Below are 24,337 nucleotides of genomic sequence, written 5' to 3' on the forward strand. Positions count from 1 at the left end.
TTAGCAAAAATTAGTCCTCAATTAAAAAGCACATTGGTTTGTGCTTTTTTGTGAACACTCTTAAAAATAGAAAGGCTTTAATTTATGTGTGGAATAGTGGGTATAGTTGGTTCAACTCCTGTCAATCAAAGTATTTATGATGCATTGACCGTTTTACAACATCGTGGACAAGATGCCGCAGGTATTGTAACAACTTATAATGGTAACTTTAAACAGCGTAAAGCAAATGGTTTAGTGAAGGACGTATTTGAAACTAAACATATGCAACGTTTAAAAGGTAACAGTGGTATTGGCCATGTTCGTTACCCTACTGCAGGTAGCTCTAGTGCTGCTGAAGCACAACCTTTCTATGTTAACTCTCCTTGGGGTATTTCATTAGCGCATAACGGTAACTTAACTAATGCCAAAGACTTACGTGCTGCATTAATTAAATCTCGTCGTCATATCAATACAACATCAGATTCAGAGTTGCTATTAAATACATTAGCTGCTGAATTGGGTAAAACACAAACGGATCACTTATCCGCTGATGATATTTTCCATGCGATCGCTGAAGTACACAAACAAATCAGCGGTGCTTATGCTGTAACAGCATTAATAATTGATCATGGTTTAATTGCTTTCCGTGACCCTGATGGTATTCGTCCTTTAGTACTTGGGTCTCGCCAAACAGATGAAGGTGATATTGAATATATCGTCGCTTCTGAAAGTGTAGGGCTTGATACGATTGGCTTTAGATTTTTACGTGATGTTGAACCTGGTGAAGCGGTTTACATTACAGAAAACAGAAAATTATTTACGCAACAATGTGCTGAAAAAACATCACTTACACCGTGTATTTTTGAATACGTTTACTTCGCACGTCCTGATTCAACATTAAACGGTATTTCAGTATATGAAGCACGTTTAGAGATGGGCCGTAAATTAGGTGCAAAAATCAAACGTGAATGGTCTGATTTAGAAATTGATGCGGTTATCCCTATTCCAGAAACGTCAAATGATATTGCATTAGAAATATCTGTTGAATTAGGTCTTCCTTATCGACAAGGTTTTGTAAAAAATCGTTACATTGGTCGTACTTTCATCATGCCAGGTCAAACTCAACGCCGTAAGTCAGTTCGTCGTAAATTGAACCCAATTTCAGCTGAATTTAAAGGTAAAAATGTACTGTTAGTGGATGACTCAATCGTTCGTGGTACTACATCTGAGCAGATTATTGAAATGGTAAGAGAAGCGGGGGCTAAGAAAGTTTATTTAGCGTCAGCGGCACCAGAAGTACGTCATCCGAATGTATATGGTATTGATATGCCGACACCGGAAGAATTGATTGCGCATGGCCGTAACGCAGAACAAATTAGTGATTGCATCGGTACTGATAAATTGATTTTCCAAGATCTGCAAGACTTGAAAGATGCGGTTGGTAAACAAAATCCTGCTATCAAAGAATTTGAATGTTCTGTTTTTGATGGTAATTATGTGACGCCGGGTATTAACAAAGAATACTTTGATTATTTAGCAAGTTTACGTAGTGAAGATGCTAAAAAAGTGCAAACTCAAAAAGAAGAAATTGCTAACTTAGAGATGTATAACGAATCTTAATTTAGTCTTATGATTTGAATACAAGTTTTATAAAAAGCACAGCTCAGGCTGTGCTTTTTTATATCTGTTATACTCAGTTTAGTAACGAAAAATTTAGATTAGTAACGAAAGATTTAAATTAATATTGAGAAAATCTAGGTTATTAATGTGAATATTTAGTTTAGTAATCAAAACAAACAGGAATGTTAGAAGTCTATTTTCAATAGATATAAAAAAACCAGCAATCACGCTGGTTTTTATTATTGATTGATACTGTGTTGCTAAACGGTAACGACATTAATCAGTTTATTGTTTAGAAGTCAGCAGAACCTGGTGCACGAGGGAATGCGATTACGTCACGGATGTTTTGTACACCTGTTACGTAAGATACTAGACGCTCAAAACCTAGACCAAAACCAGCATGAGGTACTGTTCCGTATTTACGTAAATCACGGTACCAGCTGTAATCTTCTTTATCTAAGCCCATTTCTTCAAGACGTTTATCTAGCGCTTCAAGATCTTCTTCACGTTGACTACCACCGATGATTTCACCAATACCCGGTGCTAATACATCCATTGCCGCTACTGTTTTACCATCTGCATTTAGTTTCATGTAGAAAGCTTTAATATCTTTAGGGTAGTTTTGTAAGATAATCGGTGCACCAACATGCTCTTCAGCTAGGTAACGTTCATGCTCAGACTGTAAATCTACGCCCCATTCAACAGGGTATTCAAATGTTTTGTCACATTTTTGTAGAATATCAATTGCATCAGTGTAATCCATGCGAACAAACTCAGAGTTAACCATGTTTTGTAAGCGTGTGATGGCTTCTTTATCTACACGTTCTGCAAAGAACGCCATATCATCTGCACGTTCAGTTAATACTGCGTTAAATACATATTTCAACATATCTTCAGCTAATTGTGCCGCATCTGATAAATCAGCAAATGCAATTTCAGGTTCAACCATCCAAAATTCAGCTAAGTGGCGTGTTGTATTTGAGTTTTCTGCACGGAAAGTTGGACCAAACGTGTAAACATTGCTTAATGCACAAGCATAAGTTTCAGCATTTAATTGACCAGATACCGTTAAAAACGTTTCTTTACCGAAGAAGTCTTTTTTGTAATCAATCTTACCTTCAGTATTACGCGGTAGGTTATCTTGGTCTAATGTTGTTACTTGGAACATCTCACCAGCGCCTTCACAGTCACTGCCTGTGATAATAGGTGTGCTGATCCAGTTAAATCCACGCTCATAAAAGAAGTTATGAATAGCATGTGATAAACAGTTACGAACACGTGTTACTGCACCAAACATATTCGTACGTGGACGAAGGTGTGCATGTTCACGCATGTACTCAATGCTGTGGCGTTTAGCTGACATTGGGTAAGTATCTGGGTCTTGTACAAAACCATGTACAACAACTGATGTTGCTTGTAGCTCAAATTGTTGGCCTTTTCCTGGGCTTTCAACTAATTCACCAGTCACAGCGACACTACAACCTGCTGATAAATTTAAAACATCAGTTGTATAATTTTCTAATTCAGCAGGGACAACAGCTTGAATAGGATCAAAGCATGAACCGTCATAAATATTTAGAAAAGAGATGCCCGCTTTTGAATCACGTCGAGTGCGGATCCAACCCTTTACTGTTACTTGGCTGCCTAATGCAAATTTGCTGTTGAAAATATCAACAATTGGTGTTTTTGACATCTTAAATAGTGCTCCATAATCACAGTCTTAACTGTTTTATACTAAAAATATTGATAGCTGCATATATTACCTCGGCCAGATTTAGATACAAGCCTCTCACTCTATATTAATGGCACTATTGACCTTAATCGCGCATATAATCTTAAGCTTTCGTCGGTAGAGTGTATAACATTGGTTTTGCCTCTGTATTTTACGATTGTATTTTGATTAACAAATGCCACTTAAAATATATGATTGAGTTGGTTAATCCATGTTTTTACACACTTGGTAAATGGCATCACATAATGTATTTATTTGTTGTTCTGATGCAATGTAAGGTGGCATTAAATAAATTAATTTTCCAAAAGGGCGGATCCATACTCCTAAGTCTACAAATTGCTTTTGTATCTCCACCATATTGACGGCTTGATTTAATTCAACAACGCCAATTGCACCTAACACTCTCACTGAATTTACATTAGACAATGTCTTACAACGATTAAGTCGGTTTTGTAATTGTTCAGAGAGAGTAGAGACTAACTGTTGCCAATCTGTTGTTAGCAATTTTTTTAAATTTGCATTGGCCACAGCACAAGCTAATGCATTGCCCATAAAGGTAGGACCGTGCATAAATACGCCTGCTTTGCCTTCACTAATGGTTGTTGCTACTTGTGTTGTCGCTAATGTTGCGGCAAAACTCATGTAACCACCGGTTATTGCTTTACCTAAACAGAGAATATCAGGACTAATATTGGCGTGCTCACAAGCAAATAATTTCCCTGTTCGACCAAAACCCGTGGCGATTTCATCAGCGATTAATAATACACCGTACTCATCACATAATGCCCTTGCTGCTTTTAGGTAGTTAGGGTGATAAAAGTGCATGCCACCAGCACCTTGAACAATGGGCTCTAATATTAACGCGGCTACTTGAGTATGATTATCTTTTAATAACCTAGTTAAATCGTCCATTGCACTTTCTTGCCAAGATTGTTCAAAGGCAATGCTCGGTTGTTTCGTAAAGATATTTTTTGTTACAAAATCCTGGTAAAGCTCATGCATCGATCCGTCAGGGTCGGTCACACTCATCGCAGCAAAAGTATCGCCGTGATATCCCTTTTTTAAGGCTATAAATTTTGTTTTAGCTTTACCTAACGATTGCCAATATTGAAGTGCCATCTTCATTGCAACTTCAACAGCGACGCTACCCGAGTCACTAAAAAATACTTTATTTAATCCCGTCGGTGTTATTTCTACTAATGTTTTGGCTAGGTCTACAGCAGGTTGATGCGTTAGACCCCCAAACATAATATGTGACATTTTAGATAGCTGGTCAGTTGCCGCTTCATTCAACTCTTTTACGTTATAACCAAACAAACAAGCCCACCAAGATGACATACCATCTATTAATGTTTCACCTGATTGTAAGGATATTAAACATCCATTGGCACTTTCAACGGGATAACAAGGGATAGGTGCTGTCATTGATGTATAAGGGTGCCAAATATGTTGTTTGTCATAGTCTAAGTCAATATCAAAAGGTAAATTGCAATTGCTCATTAAGTAACCACTTGTAAAGTAAATTGTTTGTTTTGGGTTGACAGTGTAACTTTGAACATTAAACTAACCAAATCTTTTTCACGCTAGGTTTTAAAAATGCTTAATAACATTCAAGTTCGCCACGACTGGACAGTCACAGAAGTAAACGCCTTATTTGCATTGCCTTTCATGGATTTAATGTTTCAAGCACAAACGGTACATCGTGCACATTTTCCTAATAATCAAGTACAAGTCAGCACATTACTCTCTATAAAAACGGGTGCTTGCCCGGAAGATTGTAAGTATTGCCCTCAAAGCGCCCGTTATGACACAGGTCTTGAAAAAGAAACGTTGATGGAAGTTGAGAAGGTGATTAAAGCGGCTAAAGATGCAAAAGCAACCGGTTCAACTCGGTTTTGTATGGGCGCAGCTTGGAAAAATCCGAAACAAAGAGATATGCCTTATCTTGTAGAAATGATTAAAGAAGTAAAGTCATTAGGCTTGGAGTCATGCATGACATTGGGCTCTCTTGATGATCATCAAGCTCAGCAATTATCTAATGCAGGTTTAGACTATTACAATCATAATCTAGACACATCACCTGAATATTACGGTGAAATCATTACTACTCGTTCATATCAAGAACGATTAGATACACTCGACAACGTGCGCAGTGCTGGCATGAAAGTATGTAGTGGCGGCATTGTTGGGCTAGGTGAAGAAGGAAAAGATAGATCTGGGTTATTAGTTCAATTAGCGAATATGCCAGCACAGCCTGAAAGTGTGCCTATTAACAAATTAGTTAAGGTAAAAGGGACGCCTCTAGAGAATGTTGATGATCTGGATGACTTCGAGTTTATTAAAACCATCGCTATCGCACGTATTTTAATGCCTAAATCGCATGTTCGTTTATCGGCTGGTCGTGAAGATATGTCAGAGCAAACACAAGCACTCTGTTTTATGGCGGGTGCAAATTCCATTTTTTATGGTTGTAAATTATTAACAACCGCTAATCCTGACGAAAATTCAGATATGCGCTTATTTAATAAATTAGGCATTAATAAAGAGGAAATTAACTTCTCTCCTTACGAAACTGAAAAGAAAGTTGATGCTGCAATAATACGCCATGCTGAAAAAGATGAATTATTTTATGACGCAACCAGTCAGTTGTAACCATGTCATTTTCTTTTATTGCTGAACAATTAGCAGAACGAAAATCACAACAACTCCATCGCGCTTCTATTCCTATTAATGGAAAACAATCTCGTTATTTTGACGTTAATGGAAAACAGTATCTTAATTTTTCAAGTAATGATTATCTTGGCTTAGCATCAGATCCGGCTTTAGTTAATGCATGGAAAAAGGGGGCTGATCTCTTTGGTATAGGAAGCAGTGGATCGTACTTAGTCACTGGATATAATCAAGTTCATCATGATGTGACACAACAATTACAAGAATGGTTAGGCGTTGAGTCTATTGCTTTGTTTAATTCTGGCTATTCAGCTAACCAAGCAATAATAAAGTTATTACTGTCTAAAAATGATTTATTAATTCAAGACAAGCTAAATCATGCTTCTTTAATGGAAGCAGGGACAAATAGCTCTGCCAAAATGCAACGCTTTAAACATAACAATATGCAACATTTGCAGACTATTTTAAGCGGTAATGCTGAGATCGATAATAAATTGGTCATTTCAGAAGGCGTGTTTAGTATGGATGGCGATTGTGCTCCAATCGATTCATTACAACAACAATGTCAATCTCATCAGGCATGGTTAATGATTGATGATGCGCATGGCTTAGGTGTTTTAGGGAAAGAGGGGACAGGCAGCGTATCAGCCCAAAATATTAACAATAACGATATTGATATTTATATGTCGACCTTTGGTAAAGCATTAGGTATTGGTGGTGCATTTGTTTCTGGCTCTCATCAGTTAATAGATTATATTACAAACTTTTCAAAACCTTATATTTACACTACAGGATTACCGCCTGCCATGGTTTATTGTATTGGTGAGTCCGCTCGGATAGTACAAACACAACAATGGCGCCGCGACCACTTATCTGAATTAATTGCTTATTTTAAGTTATTAGCTGTGCAGTTTGACCTTCCATTAATGGCCTCAAACACCGCTATTCAGCCTGTATTGATCGGGTTAAGTGATGCAGCGATTGCAATAAGCCAGACGCTTAAAAAATCAGGCATTTGGACCACGGCTATTCGTCCTCCTACCGTGCCTAATAATACAGCTCGATTGAGAGTCACACTGACGGCAAATCATCAAAAACAAGATATTGAATATTTAGTTAAGCAAATAAAGCAGGCTATTAATGCAAACCTTGATGAGTAATAACAGGATTAACCCAAGTTTAATCAATAAAAAAGCAGTCCAAGCTTCTTTCTCAAAAGCGGCCGTTCATTACGATCAGTTTGCAGATTTACAACGCGATATTGGTCATCATTTAATTGATTTAATGCCCAACTCAATAAAGCAAGCCAATACCATATTAGACCTTGGCTGTGGTACGGGTTATTTCTCCGCTTTATTCAACGAAACCAATGAATCTGCTCAGTTAACTTGTTTCGATTTGTCACCTGAAATGTTAAAGCAAACGGCTGAAAGAGGAATGAATCGTTGTCAATTTGTACAGGGAGATATTGATGTACTCCCGTTCACAACGAGACAATTTGATCTTATTTTTTCTAACTTAGTACTACAGTGGAGTGAACAGTTAGTGACTTGTTTAGAACAAGTTAAAAAAGCCTTAAATAAAAAAGGACAGTTATGTTTTTCGACGTTATTAAATGGTTCGTTAATTGAGTTGCAGCAAGCTTGGAAAGTAGTCGATCGTAACTCACATATTAATCATTTCTTAACACAAGAAAGCGTGCAAAATGCACTCGCATTATCAGGCTTTAATAATGTACGAATGACGACAGAAACCCATGTTAAAAAATATGCTGATGTCATTGAAGTAATGAAAGCGTTAAAAGGTATTGGCGCAAATCATGTTCACGATGGGCAAAAAAATAGAACCATGGGCAGACAACTATTAAAACAATTAGAACAAGGCTATCAACCCTATATCGATAATGACGGCTTATATAACTTAAGCTATCAAGTATGTTATGTCATAGCTGATGCAAAAAGTTAATAGAAAAGAGAATAAAAAATGACTGCATTACAATCATTAACAAATTTAAAATCAGGCACTTATTTTGTAACAGGCACCGACACTGATGTTGGGAAAACAGTCTGTACCAAAGCGTTATTACAAGCGGCTAACCAACAACATAAAAGCACATTAGCTTATAAGCCTATTTCAGCAGGGTGTGAAGATGCAAAGAATGGTTTACGTAATGAAGATGCCTTAATATTACAAAATAACAGTAGCATTCAAGTAAGTTACAACGCGGTTAATCCGATTGCTTACCAACAACCTATAGCGCCTCACATTGCGGCTATAGAAACTAATCAACCTATAGATCTGACATTAATCAACCAAGGTTTAGATTTTTTACAACTGCAGAAATCGCAATTTTTGTTTGTAGAAGGGGCTGGCGGGTGGCATTTACCTATCAATAATAAACAGCTTTTCTCAGGGTGGGTGATAGAAAAAAAATTGCCAGTCATTGTCGTTATCGGTTTAAAGTTAGGTTGCTTAAATCATGCTTTATTAACAGTACAAAGTATTCAACAAAGTGGATTAACCATAGCGGGATGGATTGCTAACCATTTACAGCCAGACATGCCTTATGTAGAACAGAATATCGATACATTAAAAGCGTTCATTGATGCGCCTTTATTAGGTACGATACCCTTTTTAGAAAGCATAAATGAACAGGATTTAAGTTTACATATTGGTATTAACTTTAATGATTAATGTTAAGACTAACATCTTCCCTTTTTAGCTTGCCCAGGCGGACAAAAACTTCCGTTACTTTTGGAATCTTTCACGGGAATAGCCTTATGATGAGCTGAGTTATCTACAATGACTTTAGGGCCGGTGACTTTTGCTGAAGGACCTATTACTTCACAACCTGTTAGTGCAATTAAAAATATAAATGGTAGAAACTTAATAGCTTTCATAGATCATCCTTTGATATTGTTATTTTCCTTCTACCCTTGTTTAATTAACTCAACAATAGAAAGATAAATAATGTCATTAAAAATTAACGTGAAGGTACGCGAACCAATAATAAATAGCAATGTAAGCGGGCAATAAACATGTCGCTTATTAGCTTTGCAACATTTAAATTAACCGCTTTTTTTAGGATATTGCTGTTAAGCTTTTCTTATCCATTTTTTCCAGGGAAGTGGCATCATTGGAATAACAATTAACAGTATGCCTAACCCCGTTAATAGATCCGGTATTTCATCAAACCACATTATGCCAAACAGTGTTACAAACGCTAATCCAGAGTATTCTGCTAAGGCAATATTACTGACATCTGCTTTTTTATAGGCAATAACCACGATGGCGTGGTAACCCAATACAAATATATTAATAGCAACAATCCATAATATATTTGTTAACGAGACAACCTCCCATTCAAACGATGCTAAAAATAAAGCCAGTGGTAAAGTCATTATCGTCGTCCAAAATAAAGTCGAGATTAGATGCTGTCCTGCGGGTAAGCGTCGAATAAATACATTACAAAATGCCATTGTTAATGCGCTACCTAATGCAACAATAGCAGCCCAATGGAACTGATCAGGTCGTAATACAATCAAAACACCTATAAAACCGATTCCTGTTGCAATGTATTTACTAAGAGGAGGCGTTTCTTTAAGCAAGAAAATAGACATAGGTAACATCATCAATGGGGCAACATAAAACATAGCATTTGCAGTTGCTAATGTTAAATGAGTAATAGCAATCATCGCACAGGCACTTCCACCAACAATGAATTGTGCACGCCAAAAGGTCACCATATCAAAACCTTCTATATATTTTACTTTTGGCAATCTTATCCAAAATGGCAGAATGAAAAACAAGCTGATCATTTGACGTATAAATACGTATTGAAAGGTGGGTACTTCACCATTCAATACTTTTAATGAAACATCAGATAAAGATGCCAGTAAATTTGCGAGCACTAACAGTAAAATAGCTTGTGTGGTTGATTTATGTTGCATGTATATTCCGAGAAATTAACTAAAAGTATCCATAAACTGGGTAATTCATAAGGGGAAAAATAGGGCGATGCATTATATACAAAAGTCTATTTGGATATAGTTTTATTTGTATTACTTAATCAAGATTAACAATGATAAATACATTTTTAATGTGACTAGTTTGTATTGTAAGTTTAGGTTGTATTTTCAATGTCGAGGTAGCCACTTTAAACAGTGGCAATATATGTGACGGTTTTTGATGTGAATGTAAAATGGCGACTATTGATATAGCGACATTACAAGGCTATTTATAATTAAAGCCCATTAAAATTGAGCCTATGGTAAATAGCGCTATATTAATAAAGGTCGCTTTGAATAATGAAAGGCCGCTTTAACTTATTAAAGCGGCCTTTTAAAAAAATTAATACAATAAGCTATAAAGTTTTCTACGATATTCAGACACTAATGTTGCATCATCAATGGTTGCTAAAATATCTAACATGGTTTTCTTAGCATCGCCGTTTTCATAACCAAGATCTTTGCTTAACAAGCTGTATAACAAACTAAGTGCCTCTTGATAACGTTTAACATGATGGTATTGAATGGACAGTTGATATTGGATAGGCAATTTATCTTCTGCATTTAATAAGTCAGCTTCTAATGCCGTTATTTCAGGTGTTTGTGAAGATTGTTCTGCTAATTCTAATTCAGAGATTAAACTATGGTAAATCATATTTTGATCGGCCAGTGGGATCACTGCAAGAATAGGCTTGGCATTTTCAAATTCACCTAATGCTAAATATATTTGAGCCAATGCGAGTTTAATTTGATTATCTGTGGCATTGAGCTTTTGTGCTTGGAGAATAGTTGATTTCGCTTCTTCAAGGTTACCTTGAGCAAATAAAGTTTGTGCATCACCTAGTAGAGCCATTGCAGGATCGGGTAAGTGTTTATTAATAAAATCATTAATAAATGCCGGTGTTTGTTCACCTGCAAAACCATCAACACCTTGTCCATTTACAAACATATAAACCGTTGGAACACTTTTTATTTCAAAGTGCTGTGTTATTTGATGTTCGGTATCACAATTTACTTTTGCGAGGGTAAAACCGTTAGCGTGCTCTCTTTGTAGTTGCTCAAGCAAAGGTAATAACGATTGACAGAGTGTGCATTGGCTAGACCAAAAAGCAACTAATACAGGTTTATTGACTGAACCTTGGGCAATTACCGTTTGAAAATCTTGCGCGGTTACATCAAAAATATCTGCTTGCATTTTAACCTCTTTTTTAATTTATTATATGTCGATAATGATACGTGAAATATGAAAGTCATCAAAGCCTATAGTCGGTGTATATTCAAGCAATTAGCTTATAAAAAGGTGAGAGAAAGCAACAATGTGGCAAATATTAGCCTTCAGTGTTAATCAGTTCATTTTTCTTCTTGTTTTTAAAGGCTTGCAAAAGTAACATTGGACGCTCATTAAAAGGAGCATTTACATGTTAACAGGTAGTATTGTAGCACTCGTAACCCCAATGGATCAGACTGGCGAAATTGATTATATTGCATTAAAAGAACTAGTAGAGTTCCATATTAAATCAAAGACAGCCGCGATTGTAGCGGTAGGAACGTCTGGTGAATCAGCAACATTTAGTGTTGATGACCATGTGAAAGTGGTTGAGCGAACTATTGCGTATGCAGCTGGTCGTATACCTGTTATTGCTGGTAATGGCGCAAATTCAACATCGGAAGCGATTGCATTAAGTAAGTTATTTACTAATAGTGGTATCGTTGCAGGTTTGAATGTAACTCCTTATTACAATAAACCAACACAAGAAGGTTTATACCTTCATTACAAGGCAATTGCAGAATCTTGTGAATTACCACAAATTTTATATAACGTACCAGGCCGTACAGCGGTTGATATGTTACCTGAAACCGTTGCACGTTTAGCTGAAATTCCAAATATCATTGGTATTAAAGAAGCAACCGGTGATTTAGAGCGTTTAGCTGAATTAAAAGCAATCTTACCTGCTGATTTTTTACTTTACAGTGGTGATGATTCAACGGGTTGTGATTTCATGTTGCAAGGTGGACACGGTGTTATTTCTGTAACCACAAATATTGCACCTGCTGAAATGGCGAAAATGTGTGAATTTGCGTTAAATGGCGACGTCGAAAAAGCACTTGAAATCAATAATCAGTTAATGCCAGTACATACACATTTATACCATGAAGCGAATCCAATCCCAGTTAAATGGGCTTGTGCGGAACTAGGGTTAATTCCTACTCCTACATTACGTTTACCATTAACGACATTATCTGAGCAATATCAAAGTATTGTTCGTAATGCATTAATTGAAGCAAAATTACTTTCATGAAAAAAAATAAAGCGTTAACCCAAATTGCTAGTTTAGTCATACTTACTTCTGCTGTGTCTGGTTGTGCTCGTTTTCAAGACAGAGCAAAAGCACAGGGTGACTTTAATTATCAAGAAGTTACTTTAATTGATAAATTTGACAATGGTGATTTTTCAAAGACAGAAAATCGTTCTAACTTTGTCATTTCAGACATAACCGATGAACAAAACCAAGTCGGCTTAATGGGTGAAGATGTCGATGTGCGTCCTCCAACTCAGTTAATGGCGGTATTGGATGGTGTGTTATTAGATTCTGATTTAACTCAAACCAAAGTCTGGTTTAATGCTTTTAAACAACAAAAAGATACACAGTTAACTGTATGGGATTTAGCGCTTGAATATTTAGCCTCTAAAAATGCGACGTCAGTTAACAGTGATCTTAATACTTTAAGCATTGATACAGGGCCAATTATTACAGAAAGAAAATATGGCTCTATCAGTACTAATACTTATCACGAAGAAGGTGCGTATAAATTACAAATAGCCAAAGGTGATGACGGACGAAGTGTTTCATTAGTCGTTGATGTGCAAAGTTATGAAGCATTAAATGACGGCGAAGAGATAAAGCATATTCTAAAAGGACGTGCTAAACGTAATATAGAACTTCGTTTTATCAACGATATGCTGCAATTCGCTTATTTAAAACAACAATCTGAAGCACTACAAGCTGCCAACAATAAACCATTGCCGATTAAACTTGGCTTTGATGATAATAATCAAACAACGTGGATTATTGATTCAGAGTTTATTGATGTATGGAACAAGTTACCTTCTTTATTAAGCTTAATGAGCTTTAAGCCAGTTGATAACGATAAAAACCTAGGATATTTCTTAGTTAGATTTGTATCTCAAGATGATGAATATTGGTCAGAAAGAAACTTAAACCCAATTGATTTAGAAGAAGGTGAGTACTTTGTACAGCTTGGAGATTTAACAGGCGCAGATACATCTTTAACTTGGTTAGATTCAGATAAAAAGCCCTTATCGGATCAACAAGTAACCGAACTGTATTTAAGTATTACCGATAATGTTCGTAGCGTTATTTTAGAAAATGATCAAAAAGCGAAACCGTTATAAACTGACGACACAAATATTAACTTCATCGTTTTTATTAACGTCAATAAATATTAAGCCTGATTAATTTGTTAATCAGGCTTTTTTATTTCTTTTATTTTTTCTTTTCTTCTTGCTCAAGCTGTTCCCTTGCTTCCCGTTCATTCTTTTCGTGAATTGCTTTTACTACATTGTCTGGTATTTTCATTTTAGCACTTTGTTTTAATAGCAATATATTACTCAGAATAATGCCTAGCACTAATACAATGATAAATATAACCCATCCCATTGACATAATGATTCTCCTAAAAAGTAGAAAGCGATAAAACAAAAAAGCAGGACAATGTCCTGCTTTATAATAGCGTTAAATAGTAGAGATAACCTTGTTTATTAATGCATTTGTTATTTATTAATAAGGTGGTTAGTTAACATTCGTCTATTAAATTATATTGCTCGCGTAGAATGTCGATGATTTCTTGTTTAGGATTATCAGAAATAACGATTTTCTTACCAATTACTTTTTCTGCTATCTCAGTATAAGTTTTAGATATTTGCATCAACACTGATTCTGGTAAAGCATTGTCTTTTGCTAATGCAAAACGTTCAGTCATACGATCTTTGTTTAATAGGATATCTGGATCAGGAAAATGCTTAAGCAACAATTGACGGAAATCTTCTTTTGAGTTTTCAACAATTTCACCTTCACGGAAAGCAGGGCCATCCCAAATACGTGAGGAGTCAGGTGTACCCACTTCATCCATATAGATTAGTTTTTCATTACCTGCTTTATCTGTTACATACCCAAATTCAAATTTGGTATCAACAAATATTTGATCGATTTTAGCGAGCTCTGCACTGATCACATCAAAACCTTCTTTTAATAGTTTTTCGTAATCATTGATATGAGCAGGAGAAGTAAAATTAAAGGCTTCAAAGTTATCTTCAATATTTTGACGTGTAATGTTTACATCATCGACTTCTTGAACACCAGGAACCCCTTTTAAAATGCCTTTTGTTGAAGGTGTTATTAATAATTCAGGAAGTTTTGTGTTGTTTGATAGTCCTTCAGGAATATTAATGCCACAAAAATCTCGTTCACCTTTTTCATAAGCTCGCCACATTGAACCTGTCATATATTGGCGGGCAATGGCTTCAATCATAATTGGGCGTGCTTTTTGAACAATCCAAACAAACGGATGTGGGATATCTAAAATATGGCTATCTGCTAAGCCTTGCTCTTTAAATAGTCTAAACCAGTGATTTGAGATAGCATTGAGTGCCGCGCCTTTACCAGGAACACCATTCAGACCACCTTCACCGTGCCAAATACAGTCAAACGCTGAAATACGGTCACTAATCACCATAATAGCTAATGGCGCATCAGCAGCAACATTGTAGCCTTTTTCTTCAATTAAACGTTTGCTATCTTCAGCTGTTAGCCAATAAACTGAACGCACTTTACCACTGTGGACTGGCTGATCTGTACGAATAGGTAAATCGTTGTTTACAGCTAATACTTTGTCGGCGAGACTCATAAAAATATCCTATATAAAGCCAAAGTGAGCAGAAAATTCTGCAGGGAACATTAAAAGCTGAATGATATCAGATTGTAACTGACTTATCATGACAAAAAGGTTTATCATAAATATTTAGAAGGGTTGTAAATAACTCTATTAATTACACCTTTCATATTCAGCTTATTAAACGTTACACAATTAAAAATTACAACAATCAATAAGGCTCAAATCTGTCATGGCGAAAGATTTTACTTTTAAACAATTCCATATTAACGCCGCACAATGTGGAATGCCTGTGAGTACAGATGCTATTTTATTAGGCGCTTGGGCAAATATAGAGTCAGTCAAAACAATCTTAGATATCGGTTGTGGAACAGGGCTGCTAGCTATTATGTGTGCACAGCGTAACTCAGCTGCGTATATTCGTGCGATTGAAATAGAAGAAAAGGCTTTTAATGCGGCAGTAGATAATTGTCACAATAGCCGATGGGCGCCAAGGTTAAAGATTAGTCATTGTTCATTACAAGTCTTTACTGAAGGTAATAACACTTTTGACGCTATTATTTGCAACCCACCTTACTTTAATTCGGGTGAAGAATCTAAGACGACTCAACGAGCATTGGCTCGCCACACTTCATTGCTTTCACATCAAACCTTAATGACTTGTTGCCTAAAGCTATTAAATAATGAAGGTATAGCCAGCTTTGTGTTGCCAAAAAAAGAAGGGTTAGCATTTATTGATTTGCTGGACAGTGAGCCAAAAGAAGGAGCTTACTTACAACTTTCACGACTGACTTATATTAAAACCACTATCAATAAAGCGGCAACACGTGTGTTAATTGAATTAACCAAATCTACTTCATTGCCCGTATTAAAAAACAGTGAACTAATTATTCATGATGGACAGGGGTACTCTTCCGATTTTATTGAATTAACGAAAGATTTTTATTTGAAAATGTAAATTGTACTTCCCTATAAGGTTATCCATAATAAACCGATTAAAAGCTACGTGTATTCAAAGAATTGGCGGTGATCCTTTCCTACACTAAAACTACTTACTTTGTTTTTATGCTTATAAGCTTTCCAGTTTGCCACGCTTGAACCTTGATTCAGGTGCGGGAATACATTCCCATCTTGGTAAGGTAATGATAAAAAGCGGCATAGCTTATAAAAGCTATCATCTTCACTGATGTTAATTGACAGTAAATCATCACGATTTTTAAAATACGTTTGTACTTGTTCTTTATGTGCCAAGTAACAGCGAGTTAAATGTTCTTCGGTTAATAAATACTCATTCTTAAGACCAAAGGTTTCAATAAAGGATCTTTTTAACACGGGGCTAAAGGTTCCTGTTTTAGGGATTAAATGTGGGGACATTTTATTCAATAAACGTACGATGGAAGGCAACCATTTTTCAATACTTCTATCTAAGTAAATAAATTTAGAATGTGGAAACAATTTATCCAATTGCTTGAAGTCAGAAAAGCAGGGCGCATCAGAAATAACCTCGGCCAACCTAAACGTTTCTTTAGTAAAGGCTGTATGCGCGACTTTAAAACCAGCTTCTAACATTGCAACGCTGATACTCGTCGTGCCAGTGCGGGGCAACCCAATAATAAATATTTTATTCATGAAATTAACTACTTGTTTTTTAAAATATAATTGTAGCGAATAGTACTCACTATTAAGCTTAAAGTATTAATAATAATTTATCTAATGAATAAACAGGTATGAGTATAACCATATAAGAAGTCGCAATGGTAAATTGCAAATGTAATTTTAATATCTATAAAAAGTCTTATTGAATCGTTTATTTGTTCATAATCAATTACTATCTTTTTATATCAACGTAGATAAATTAATTAGAATAAGGAAGTTTAATGAAAGGCAATAAATTTAAAGGAAAGTTTTTTGGTGTTTTTGGGATTCAGATAATAAGTTTTATCGCATTCATGTTTGTGCAAAGTGCATGGGGTAATGAGACAACGGTATTACAAGGTAATGTTAGATTTAAACTAAACATCCAAGGGCATGGGGTAAAGTATTTTGTAAGTGTCAATGATATTCTTGTTTTTAAACAATTTAATAACAATACCCAAGATAACCTTGAACTGCCCATTAATCATTGGATGCATCCAGAGCAAAGTCAATTTAAAGTATGGGGAGGAGATGCTAAAGGCAATAAGTTTCCTGCTGGTGCTTCTGTAAAATTAACATTGATCGTTGAAGATAGAGATTCAGGAGCTAGTTATAAATTACCTATACTTGAACTTAATGGGGGTGAAGTCTATGACCATAAAGAGCTAAATGGGGTTTTAAAAAGTGGAAGATATCATTTAACAGCTAATAATAAAATTGAGTTTGGTAAAGGTGAAATCGAGTTAAAATCAGTTATTAAAGATGAATATAGTAGTAAAGATACATTTATTTACAGCCGTCAGATTTCAGCTCCGAATCAGCTTCCACTATGGGCTTTCTTTAATAGTGATCCATTACCTGATTATCGGAGTATGTCCGATGAAGATGTAACTGAAAGCATAAATGAATTGGTTTTACCTACAAAGTAATTCAAGATGGCTTAGAGGAAGGAGATATCGACTCTATTATGCCATTATTTGTAGAGCGAAATAAGGAGTTGGATATTGCTTTTGGTTATGAATCTGGAGAAATGGAACGATTGTTAAGAAACCATATAAGCAGAGCTATAAATGAGCCTACTTGGAAACTTCAAAAGGTAACGGCAAAAGATGTTGGCATTTTACGTGAAGAAAATAAAAAAATGGTTAGTCTTGTCAGAGCAGAATTTAGCGATGCACTTGGGTTTGTGACGCCAAGTAATATGTTTTACAGTTTAACCATGAAGTTTAGACGTGAAAACGGAAAGTGGATTATTACGCGTTAATTAATAAACAGTTCAAATTAGATTAAAGTGTAAAAGTCATAAATGGCTCAACTAATAAAAGTCTAAACAATTTTAAATATGATAATGTCCAGACAGGTTATTTAAAAACTTGTTAACTTTTGTTTAACTACTATTGAATGAGCTTTAATTAAATATTGAATACCAATTGTTAATCGAAGCTCACACGACCGAATTCCTTTTGTTGCCTTTTTATTGAAATTATTACTAATAATTAATGTTTTTGAAAAGGAGCGCATATCAAAGGTCGTTTATACTCTCTTTTTATCAACTTCCTCATCTAGCAAAAATATTGAATCTCGTTCAACGAAATTATCTGTAAAAATATAAAGAACTCTATCTTTGTGAGATCAAAGCATTGCCTGATTTTACTTTAGTGGTAATCTTTTGTGTAACAAAGTAATAACATAACCCCATTCAAATTGAAGCAAATTAACATTTAATAATAAGAAGGATTACTTATGAAACATATTTTTAAAAAGGGAATAATTGGACTTGCATGCTTATTTTCATTTAATGCAATGGCTGAGAATTACACTATAGGAACCGGTAGTCAAAGTGGTACTTATTATCCATTAGGTGGAATATTAGCTAAAATTTGGAGTGAGAACATCGATGATTTCGATATGCGCGCTGAAGTTACGGCTGCATCTGTTGAAAACACCATTAAAGTCGCGTCTAAAAAACAATTGGCCGGTATTGCGATGGGCAATGTCGTATTACAAGCAAGTGAGGGTGTTAAACCGTTCCCTCGTAAAATGGATGTAGCGCCTTTATTTGCATTATACCCAAATGTTGTGCAATTCATTGTAGCTGCTGATTCAGATATTAACTCTATCCAAGATTTAAAAGGTAAAAAAATATCACTCGGTGCACCCGGCTCAGGTACACGTGTGAGTTCAACAAATATCTTAGCTGCTTTGGGTATCACTGATAAAGATATTGAAGCTCAATCATTAAATTATACAGCGACTACTAGCGCAATAGCCGCAGGTCAAATTGACGCGGGTGCAATCGTTGGTAGCGTTGGCGTTGGTGCAATTACTGAATTAGCTTTTACAAATAAAATTCGAATCCTTTCTTTTACACCTGAAGAATTAAAAGCCGTGACTGCCAGCAATGCTTCATACCAATCAATTGATGTACCTGCGGAAAGCTACAAAAATGTTGCTGCATTTAGTGCACCAGCGGTATGGAATATTCTTGTTGTGAATAAAAACATGGATACCGACCTTGCATATCAAATGACTAAAGTTGCTTTTGAAAATATGGACAAAATCAACCAAGTTATCAGTGTAACTCGCTTCACAACCGTAGAGAATATGAATAAATTGCAAGGTGTTGCATTACACCCTGGTTCATTAAAATATTTTAAAGAGAAAACGCAATAATTTTTAAATGATGACGACAGTTATTTATCACTAAGTGTCTTCTCGTTATATTTTATTAAAATAAAACTGCAACTAATCATTAGTTGCAGTTTTTTACTTTTAGTCTTCATAAAAACACTTACGGATAAATACTTTCGTATTTATTAGCTTCGGAGAAAAGCATGACTGAATCAACAACCCGCTGGTATTCAGATAAACTGGTTTTATTATCAGCATTAACTGCAATTGCATTATCTATTTTTCAAATATGGCAAGGAATCACTGCAGATTTATCTGCTCCTGTTTTTAGACCTGTACACCTAAGCTGGGTGCTAATTTTAGTTTTTTTAACCATACCACTAGTTAAATCTCAACAATCTACTGCGCTTTATTTAACAGGGCGTTGTGTTGATATTTTTTGTATTGCCGCCATTTCATGGGCTTCTTACAATATTGTGTCTTTTGACTACGATGACATTATGTTTTTGATGGACGGGTTGACTCTACTTGATCAAGTTTCAGGTTTAATTATTCTTGTATTATTGCTAGAGGCGACACGAAGAACCGTGGGCATGGTTATGGTGATCATTGCTGCTATCTTTTTGGCTTACGCCATTTTTGGTAATGTGTTACCTAACTCATTTGCGAGTAAAGGTTTTTCAATCGAAGAAATTGTTCGATTCCATATTTACTCGACTAACGGTATTTATGGTGCACCGTTAGCCATTGCAGCAGGTGTAGTCTTTATCTTTGTTTTATTTGGTGCGTTCTTACAAGTCACTGGTGCAGGTAAATTCTTTATTGATGCTTCATTCTCTATTGCGGGCAAGTATCGCGGTGGTCCTGCAAAAGCAAGTGTATTAGCCTCTGCGGCTTTAGGGTCTATTTCAGGTTCTGCGATTGCGAATACCGTTACAACAGGTGCACTAACGATCCCAATGATGAAAAAGCTGGGTTATAAACCAGAGCAAGCTGCTGGTATAGAAGCAGCTGCCTCAACGGGTGGTCAAATTATGCCGCCAGTAATGGGTGCAGGTGCGTTTGTTATGGCGCAATTTACGGGTATTCCCTATAGTGAAATCTTATTAGTTTCTATTGCTCCTGCTATTTTATATTTTGCTTGTACCTTACTTTATGTGCATTTAATGGCTTGTAAGTTAGGTCTAGAAGGAATGGAAGTCACTGATAAAATATCTGCCGTATTAAAGAATGGCTGGCACTTTTTAGTTCCGTTAATCTTAATCACTAGCTTACTGTTAATGAGTTATTCACCTATTTTAGTGGGTATAGCAGGGTGTGTTGCTATTTTAGTGGCTGCCATGTGTAGAAAGCACAGTCGTATCACTATTTCAGTCTTTTTTGAGGGGCTGAAAGAAGGCGCTTTATTAGCATTACCTATTTCAGTTGCTTGTGGTACCGCAGGGATTGTTGTTGGTGTCGTTGGGCAAACAGGTATTGGCTTACAGTTTACACAGTTCTTGATGGCATTATCAGGCGGTTACCTTTGGTCTGTATTAGGGTTAATCGCAATTGCGGCGGTTATCTTAGGCATGGGCTTACCAGTAACGGCAGCTTATATTGTACTGTCGATTATGGCTGTACCAAGTTTAACTGAATTAGGTGTTGGGTTATTAGCTGCCCATATGATTGTTTTTTGGTTATCACAAACATCCAATGTAACTCCCCCAATTGCTTTAGCTGCATTTGCAGCAGCAGGTATTGCGAACACTTCCCCTATGAAGTCTGCTATACAAGCCTTTAAACTGGCTCAGGGCTTCTTTATTATTCCTGTAATGATGGCCTTTTCAGGTCTTATTTGGATGGAAGGTCAAAACATCGATTTTGTGATTGCGATTATTTTAACTATTGGTTTAATCATTGCTTTTGCAGGGACTATTGAAGGGCGTTTAGCGACTAAATTGTCGATACCAGCGCGAGCTTCGCTACTCGTATCCGGTTTTGCGATGTTAGTACCTTACTTGTATATCAATATCGCAGGTATTGCTGTGATTGTAGTGATAACATTAATCAACTATCGTTTGTCAAAAAACGAGATAAAGCAACATACTGCCGCTAACGTTTGATAGGTTAAGAGAAGCTTATGAAGCACTTATTAACCTATCATTAACCTGCTGATCATTAAGCTATTGGATTATCACAATTCAATAGCTTTTTTTTTATAAATTGTGTCTACATGGTCAAGTTGATCTAACTCTGCAGATCACTCGTATAGTCTTGTAAATCACATCGCTTTATTCTTTAGAATTTAGACTGAAAGAATTGGTTGTTAACCATTATGGAAAGAATACTTCTGTTTAAAAATGGTATATGAAACTCATTTGGCAAAGCTTGCTTATTAATTGATTAAAATGGATATTTATTATGAAACGTACACTATTAACGACATTAATCGTTGCATCTTCTTTTTCTACTTATGCTTCTGCACTTGAAGTTAAGCTGACAGACCCTGTATGGGATGGTGTGAAAATACCAGTAGGTCAACAGTGTGATAAGTTTGGTGGGGAAAGCCCTGCAACACCTAAACTGCATATAACCCATATTCCAGCAGGCTCTGATTCAATTGTATTAGAATATAGTGACCGCGACTCTAAAAAAATGGATAACGGAGGTCATGGCCGAATGAGTTACAGTATCGATAGTACGTCTAAGACTACGGATATCCCATCAGTTCCAGGGCATTCATTTGAGTTACCAGAGAAATTTACAATGATTGAAGCTCATCGCGGTGCAGGATGGGATAAAGAGGGCGCCTACATGCCACCTTGTTCTGGCGGTAATAATCATGCTTATTATGTTACAGTTAAAGCAATGAAAGGTGAGATGGTCACCGCTGAAACGATATTAGAATTAGGCAGTTTTTAAGCTTATTATTAAACATCAGTAGCTAATAACATTTAGCTACTGAATCAATATTTACAGTAAACGATCATCTATAAATTATTTACCTGAATTGACGCCATTTCAGGATAAGAAAATCGATATAACAGGGCTATTTAACAAAATTTTTGCATTAATTTATTTAGCAGATTCAGCCTTAAAGCACATAACCACTAAACAGTTATTACTTCAATAAGTCGATATGAACTACCTACAATTAGTAGCATTGCATAGTAAAACCACATTACTATATTATTTTAAATTGTCTTTTGTTTCCGCTAACCAGAATCGAAGTTAATTATTAATACCATTATCAAAAATTGAAGTGAAATATATCATCCCAGTACACAGTATTACCTCTATCATTAAGTACATCACTATCTGATTAAAATTTTGATATTAAAGTAGAATACTAATCTAAGATGTATTTTTCTAAGATGTATTTTCTTTTTCTATGCTTTGTTTAAAACCAATTCAGTGAGTAAATATGACGCTAATCCATGTTCAATAATTCAACTTTTGTAGTTTCTTTTAAAACAAGCTTGAACGATCGTTACTTTCGTGTTTGAATAAGTGTTCAATTATCAAGGAGCGTCACATGATCAAATTTTATTTTCACCATACACCTAACCCAATGAAAGTTGCTCTTTTCCTAGAAGAGACTGGCCTACCTTTTGAACTGATTCCACTAGATACTCTAAAAGGCGAACAACATACGCCTGAATATCGTGCAATTAATCCAAACGCTAAAGCACCTGCAATCGTTGATGGTGAAACACGTGTCTTTGATTCAAATGCGATTCTTATGTACCTTTCTGAAAAAACAGGTGAATTAGCAGGTAAACCTGAAGATCGTGCTGAAATGTTGTCTTGGTTAATGTTTATTGCATCTGGTCTTGGTCCATATTCTGGCCAATCAGTGCACTTTAGACATGCAGCGCCAGATAATCTAGATTATGCTGTTAATCGTTACTTGCGTGAAGCACAGCGCCATTATGAAGTATTAGACTTACATCTTGCTGGCCGTGAATTTATCGTTGGTGATTCATATACTATTGCTGATGTGTCAGCTTGGGGTTGGATAGATAAAGCACCGGTTGTATTAGGTGAAGAAGGTTTAACACCTTATCCAAACCTACAACGTTGGTTTGATAGTATTAATAGTCGTCCTGCCGTCGCACGAGCACGTAACATAGGTACAGATGTAGAATTTAAAAAAGAGTTTGATGAAGATGCAAAACGTGCGTTCTTCCCATCTAACTACCCTAAAGTTTAACTTTTTATTTGCGTAAGGAATTAAAATGACAGAGCAATATGTACCACCTAAAGTCTGGGTTCATGACACAAGTGGCGGCAACAAATGGGCGAGTATTAATCGACCGGTTTCTGGCTCTACACATGATAAAGAATTACCTGTTGGTGAACACGATTTACAACTTTATTCACTTGGAACGCCGAATGGCCAAAAAGTAACTATTCTTTTAGAAGAGTTACTAGCAGCAGGTGTTAAAGAAGCTGAATATGATGCTTACCTGATTAATATTGGTGAAGGCGATCAATTCTCATCTGGATTTGTTGGTGTTAATCCAAATTCAAAAATCCCTGCCTTAGTCGATAAATCAGGCGATGAAGATGTTAACGTATTCGAATCTGCATCGATCCTTGTTCACCTAGCTGAAAAATTTGGTCATTTCTTACCACAGAAATGTACAGCACGCACAACAACCTTTAATTGGTTGTTCTGGGCGCAAGGTTCTGCTCCATTTTTAGGCGGTGGTTTTGGTCATTTTTATGCTTATGCAGATGAAAAATTCGAATATCCAATCAATCGCTTTGCGATGGAAGCTAAACGTCAGCTGGATGTGTTAGATAAACAATTAGCTAAAAACACATTTGTTGCTGGTGAGGAACTTAGTATTGCAGATATCGCTATATGGCCTTGGTACGGAAATTTAGTACTTGGTAACTTATATGATGCTGCAGAGTTTTTGCAAGTTGAGACTTACACAAACGTGGTTCGTTGGGCTAAGTTACTTGAGCAACGTGAAGGTGTTCAACGTGGGCGTATTGTAAACCGCTCTTTTGGCGAAGAATGGGAACAAGCACCAGAGCGTCACTGTGCTGCTGATATCGATGTGGTATTAGCTAAAAAACCAAAATAAGTTAATTTCTACTTAAACCTCATTTTAACGAGTACGGTTTAACTTAACGCCAAAGGCCAAGTAAATATTTA

The 24,337-nt window shown here is 36.0% G+C and carries 23 protein-coding genes; 15 read left to right on the forward strand and 8 right to left on the reverse strand.

The genetic code is table 11. From position 1 onward, the window contains the following. Positions 1 to 84 precede the first annotated feature (84 nt). Positions 85 to 1,599 carry an amidophosphoribosyltransferase gene (gene purF, locus Q0794_RS07135; RefSeq protein WP_298941045.1) on the forward strand — a complete coding sequence of 505 codons (1,515 nt, stop codon included), beginning with the start codon at positions 85 to 87 and terminating at the stop codon, positions 1,597 to 1,599. Between the two features lie 292 nt (positions 1,600 to 1,891). On the opposite strand, the gene asnS is transcribed toward purF, so the two are convergent. Then, entirely contained in the window at positions 1,892 to 3,292 is a 1,401-nt protein-coding gene (gene asnS / locus Q0794_RS07140) for an asparagine--tRNA ligase (RefSeq protein WP_298941046.1), read from the reverse strand. Positions 3,293 to 3,535: 243 nt separating this feature from the next. After that, the gene (bioA, locus tag Q0794_RS07145; protein ID WP_298941047.1) at positions 3,536 to 4,831 is read right to left on the reverse strand and encodes an adenosylmethionine--8-amino-7-oxononanoate transaminase; all 1,296 of its coding nucleotides are present in this window, start codon (positions 4,829 to 4,831) and stop codon (positions 3,536 to 3,538) included. A gap of 96 nt (positions 4,832 to 4,927) precedes the next feature. Here bioA and bioB point away from each other — a divergent pair, with 96 nt between their 5' ends. From bioB to bioD, 4 genes are read left to right on the forward strand one after another with little or no spacing between them, the layout of a single operon-like run. Continuing rightward, a complete protein-coding gene (gene bioB / locus Q0794_RS07150; RefSeq protein ID WP_298941048.1) occupies positions 4,928 to 5,983 on the forward strand; it encodes a biotin synthase BioB in 1,056 nt (351 codons plus the stop codon). A gap of 2 nt (positions 5,984 to 5,985) precedes the next feature. Beyond that, positions 5,986 to 7,161, forward strand: a complete 1,176-nt coding sequence (bioF, locus tag Q0794_RS07155) for an 8-amino-7-oxononanoate synthase (protein ID WP_298941049.1) — start codon at positions 5,986 to 5,988, stop codon at positions 7,159 to 7,161. After that, a complete protein-coding gene (gene bioC / locus Q0794_RS07160) occupies positions 7,154 to 7,966 on the forward strand; it encodes a malonyl-ACP O-methyltransferase BioC (protein ID WP_298941050.1) in 813 nt (270 codons plus the stop codon). Before bioF ends, bioC begins: the two co-directional genes overlap by 8 nt. Before the next feature lie 18 nt (positions 7,967 to 7,984). Continuing rightward, the gene (bioD, locus tag Q0794_RS07165) at positions 7,985 to 8,695 is read left to right on the forward strand and encodes a dethiobiotin synthase (protein WP_298941051.1); all 711 of its coding nucleotides are present in this window, start codon (positions 7,985 to 7,987) and stop codon (positions 8,693 to 8,695) included. A gap of 8 nt (positions 8,696 to 8,703) precedes the next feature. On the opposite strand, the gene Q0794_RS07170 is transcribed toward bioD, so the two are convergent. The 3 genes from Q0794_RS07170 to Q0794_RS07180 all read right to left on the reverse strand — a co-directional run bounded on the left by Q0794_RS07170 (position 8,704) and on the right by Q0794_RS07180 (position 11,203). Next, positions 8,704 to 8,901: a hypothetical protein gene (locus Q0794_RS07170; RefSeq protein ID WP_298941052.1), complete on the reverse strand. Its 198-nt coding sequence runs from the start codon at positions 8,899 to 8,901 to the stop codon at positions 8,704 to 8,706. A gap of 195 nt (positions 8,902 to 9,096) precedes the next feature. After that, positions 9,097 to 9,951 carry a DMT family transporter gene (locus Q0794_RS07175; protein ID WP_298941053.1) on the reverse strand — a complete coding sequence of 285 codons (855 nt, stop codon included), beginning with the start codon at positions 9,949 to 9,951 and terminating at the stop codon, positions 9,097 to 9,099. A 400-nt stretch (positions 9,952 to 10,351) separates the two neighbouring features. Then, a complete protein-coding gene (locus tag Q0794_RS07180; protein ID WP_298941054.1) occupies positions 10,352 to 11,203 on the reverse strand; it encodes a tetratricopeptide repeat protein in 852 nt (283 codons plus the stop codon). 223 nt (positions 11,204 to 11,426) lie between these two features. Here Q0794_RS07180 and dapA point away from each other — a divergent pair, with 223 nt between their 5' ends. Both dapA and bamC read left to right on the forward strand, forming a co-directional pair. Further along, on the forward strand, positions 11,427 to 12,308 hold the full coding sequence (dapA, locus tag Q0794_RS07185; protein WP_298941055.1) for a 4-hydroxy-tetrahydrodipicolinate synthase: 882 nt from the start codon (positions 11,427 to 11,429) through the stop codon (positions 12,306 to 12,308). Beyond that, a complete protein-coding gene (bamC, locus tag Q0794_RS07190) occupies positions 12,305 to 13,423 on the forward strand; it encodes an outer membrane protein assembly factor BamC (RefSeq protein ID WP_298941056.1) in 1,119 nt (372 codons plus the stop codon). Before dapA ends, bamC begins: the two co-directional genes overlap by 4 nt. 91 nt (positions 13,424 to 13,514) lie before the next feature. Here bamC and Q0794_RS07195 read toward each other — a convergent pair whose 3' ends face one another. Together Q0794_RS07195 and Q0794_RS07200 are read right to left on the reverse strand one after the other, a co-directional pair. Next, positions 13,515 to 13,694, reverse strand: coding sequence for a DUF2897 family protein (locus Q0794_RS07195; RefSeq protein ID WP_298941057.1), 180 nt, complete (start codon positions 13,692 to 13,694; stop codon positions 13,515 to 13,517). Positions 13,695 to 13,824: 130 nt separating this feature from the next. After that, positions 13,825 to 14,934: a phosphoribosylaminoimidazolesuccinocarboxamide synthase gene (locus Q0794_RS07200; RefSeq protein WP_298941058.1), complete on the reverse strand. Its 1,110-nt coding sequence runs from the start codon at positions 14,932 to 14,934 to the stop codon at positions 13,825 to 13,827. A gap of 217 nt (positions 14,935 to 15,151) precedes the next feature. On the opposite strand from Q0794_RS07200, the gene Q0794_RS07205 reads away from it, so the two are divergent. Continuing rightward, positions 15,152 to 15,877 (forward strand): methyltransferase, encoded by a 726-nt coding sequence (locus tag Q0794_RS07205; protein WP_298941059.1) that lies wholly within the window; start codon positions 15,152 to 15,154, stop codon positions 15,875 to 15,877. A gap of 44 nt (positions 15,878 to 15,921) precedes the next feature. Here Q0794_RS07205 and Q0794_RS07210 read toward each other — a convergent pair whose 3' ends face one another. After that, complete coding sequence (locus Q0794_RS07210; RefSeq protein ID WP_298941060.1) at positions 15,922 to 16,548, reverse strand: sulfotransferase family protein; 627 nt, start codon at positions 16,546 to 16,548, stop codon at positions 15,922 to 15,924. A gap of 248 nt (positions 16,549 to 16,796) precedes the next feature. On the opposite strand from Q0794_RS07210, the gene Q0794_RS07215 reads away from it, so the two are divergent. The 7 genes from Q0794_RS07215 (at position 16,797) to yghU (ending at position 24,266) form a co-directional block, all read left to right on the forward strand. Then, positions 16,797 to 17,483: a hypothetical protein gene (locus tag Q0794_RS07215; RefSeq protein WP_298941061.1), complete on the forward strand. Its 687-nt coding sequence runs from the start codon at positions 16,797 to 16,799 to the stop codon at positions 17,481 to 17,483. A gap of 38 nt (positions 17,484 to 17,521) precedes the next feature. Further along, positions 17,522 to 17,818 carry a hypothetical protein gene (locus Q0794_RS07220; protein ID WP_298941062.1) on the forward strand — a complete coding sequence of 99 codons (297 nt, stop codon included), beginning with the start codon at positions 17,522 to 17,524 and terminating at the stop codon, positions 17,816 to 17,818. A 479-nt stretch (positions 17,819 to 18,297) separates the two neighbouring features. Then, positions 18,298 to 19,227, forward strand: a complete 930-nt coding sequence (locus Q0794_RS07225; RefSeq protein WP_298941063.1) for a TAXI family TRAP transporter solute-binding subunit — start codon at positions 18,298 to 18,300, stop codon at positions 19,225 to 19,227. A gap of 161 nt (positions 19,228 to 19,388) precedes the next feature. Continuing rightward, positions 19,389 to 21,290 carry a TRAP transporter fused permease subunit gene (locus Q0794_RS07230; protein WP_298941064.1) on the forward strand — a complete coding sequence of 634 codons (1,902 nt, stop codon included), beginning with the start codon at positions 19,389 to 19,391 and terminating at the stop codon, positions 21,288 to 21,290. A 298-nt stretch (positions 21,291 to 21,588) separates the two neighbouring features. After that, the gene (locus tag Q0794_RS07235) at positions 21,589 to 22,089 is read left to right on the forward strand and encodes a hypothetical protein (protein WP_298941065.1); all 501 of its coding nucleotides are present in this window, start codon (positions 21,589 to 21,591) and stop codon (positions 22,087 to 22,089) included. Between the two features lie 613 nt (positions 22,090 to 22,702). Beyond that, positions 22,703 to 23,380: a glutathione S-transferase family protein gene (locus Q0794_RS07240; protein WP_298941066.1), complete on the forward strand. Its 678-nt coding sequence runs from the start codon at positions 22,703 to 22,705 to the stop codon at positions 23,378 to 23,380. Positions 23,381 to 23,405: 25 nt separating this feature from the next. Continuing rightward, positions 23,406 to 24,266, forward strand: coding sequence for a glutathione-dependent disulfide-bond oxidoreductase (gene yghU / locus Q0794_RS07245; RefSeq protein ID WP_298941067.1), 861 nt, complete (start codon positions 23,406 to 23,408; stop codon positions 24,264 to 24,266). The last annotated feature ends 71 nt before the right edge of the window (positions 24,267 to 24,337 follow it).

Source organism: uncultured Psychromonas sp. (genome assembly GCF_947489755.1).
Classification (GTDB): domain Bacteria; phylum Pseudomonadota; class Gammaproteobacteria; order Enterobacterales; family Psychromonadaceae; genus Psychromonas.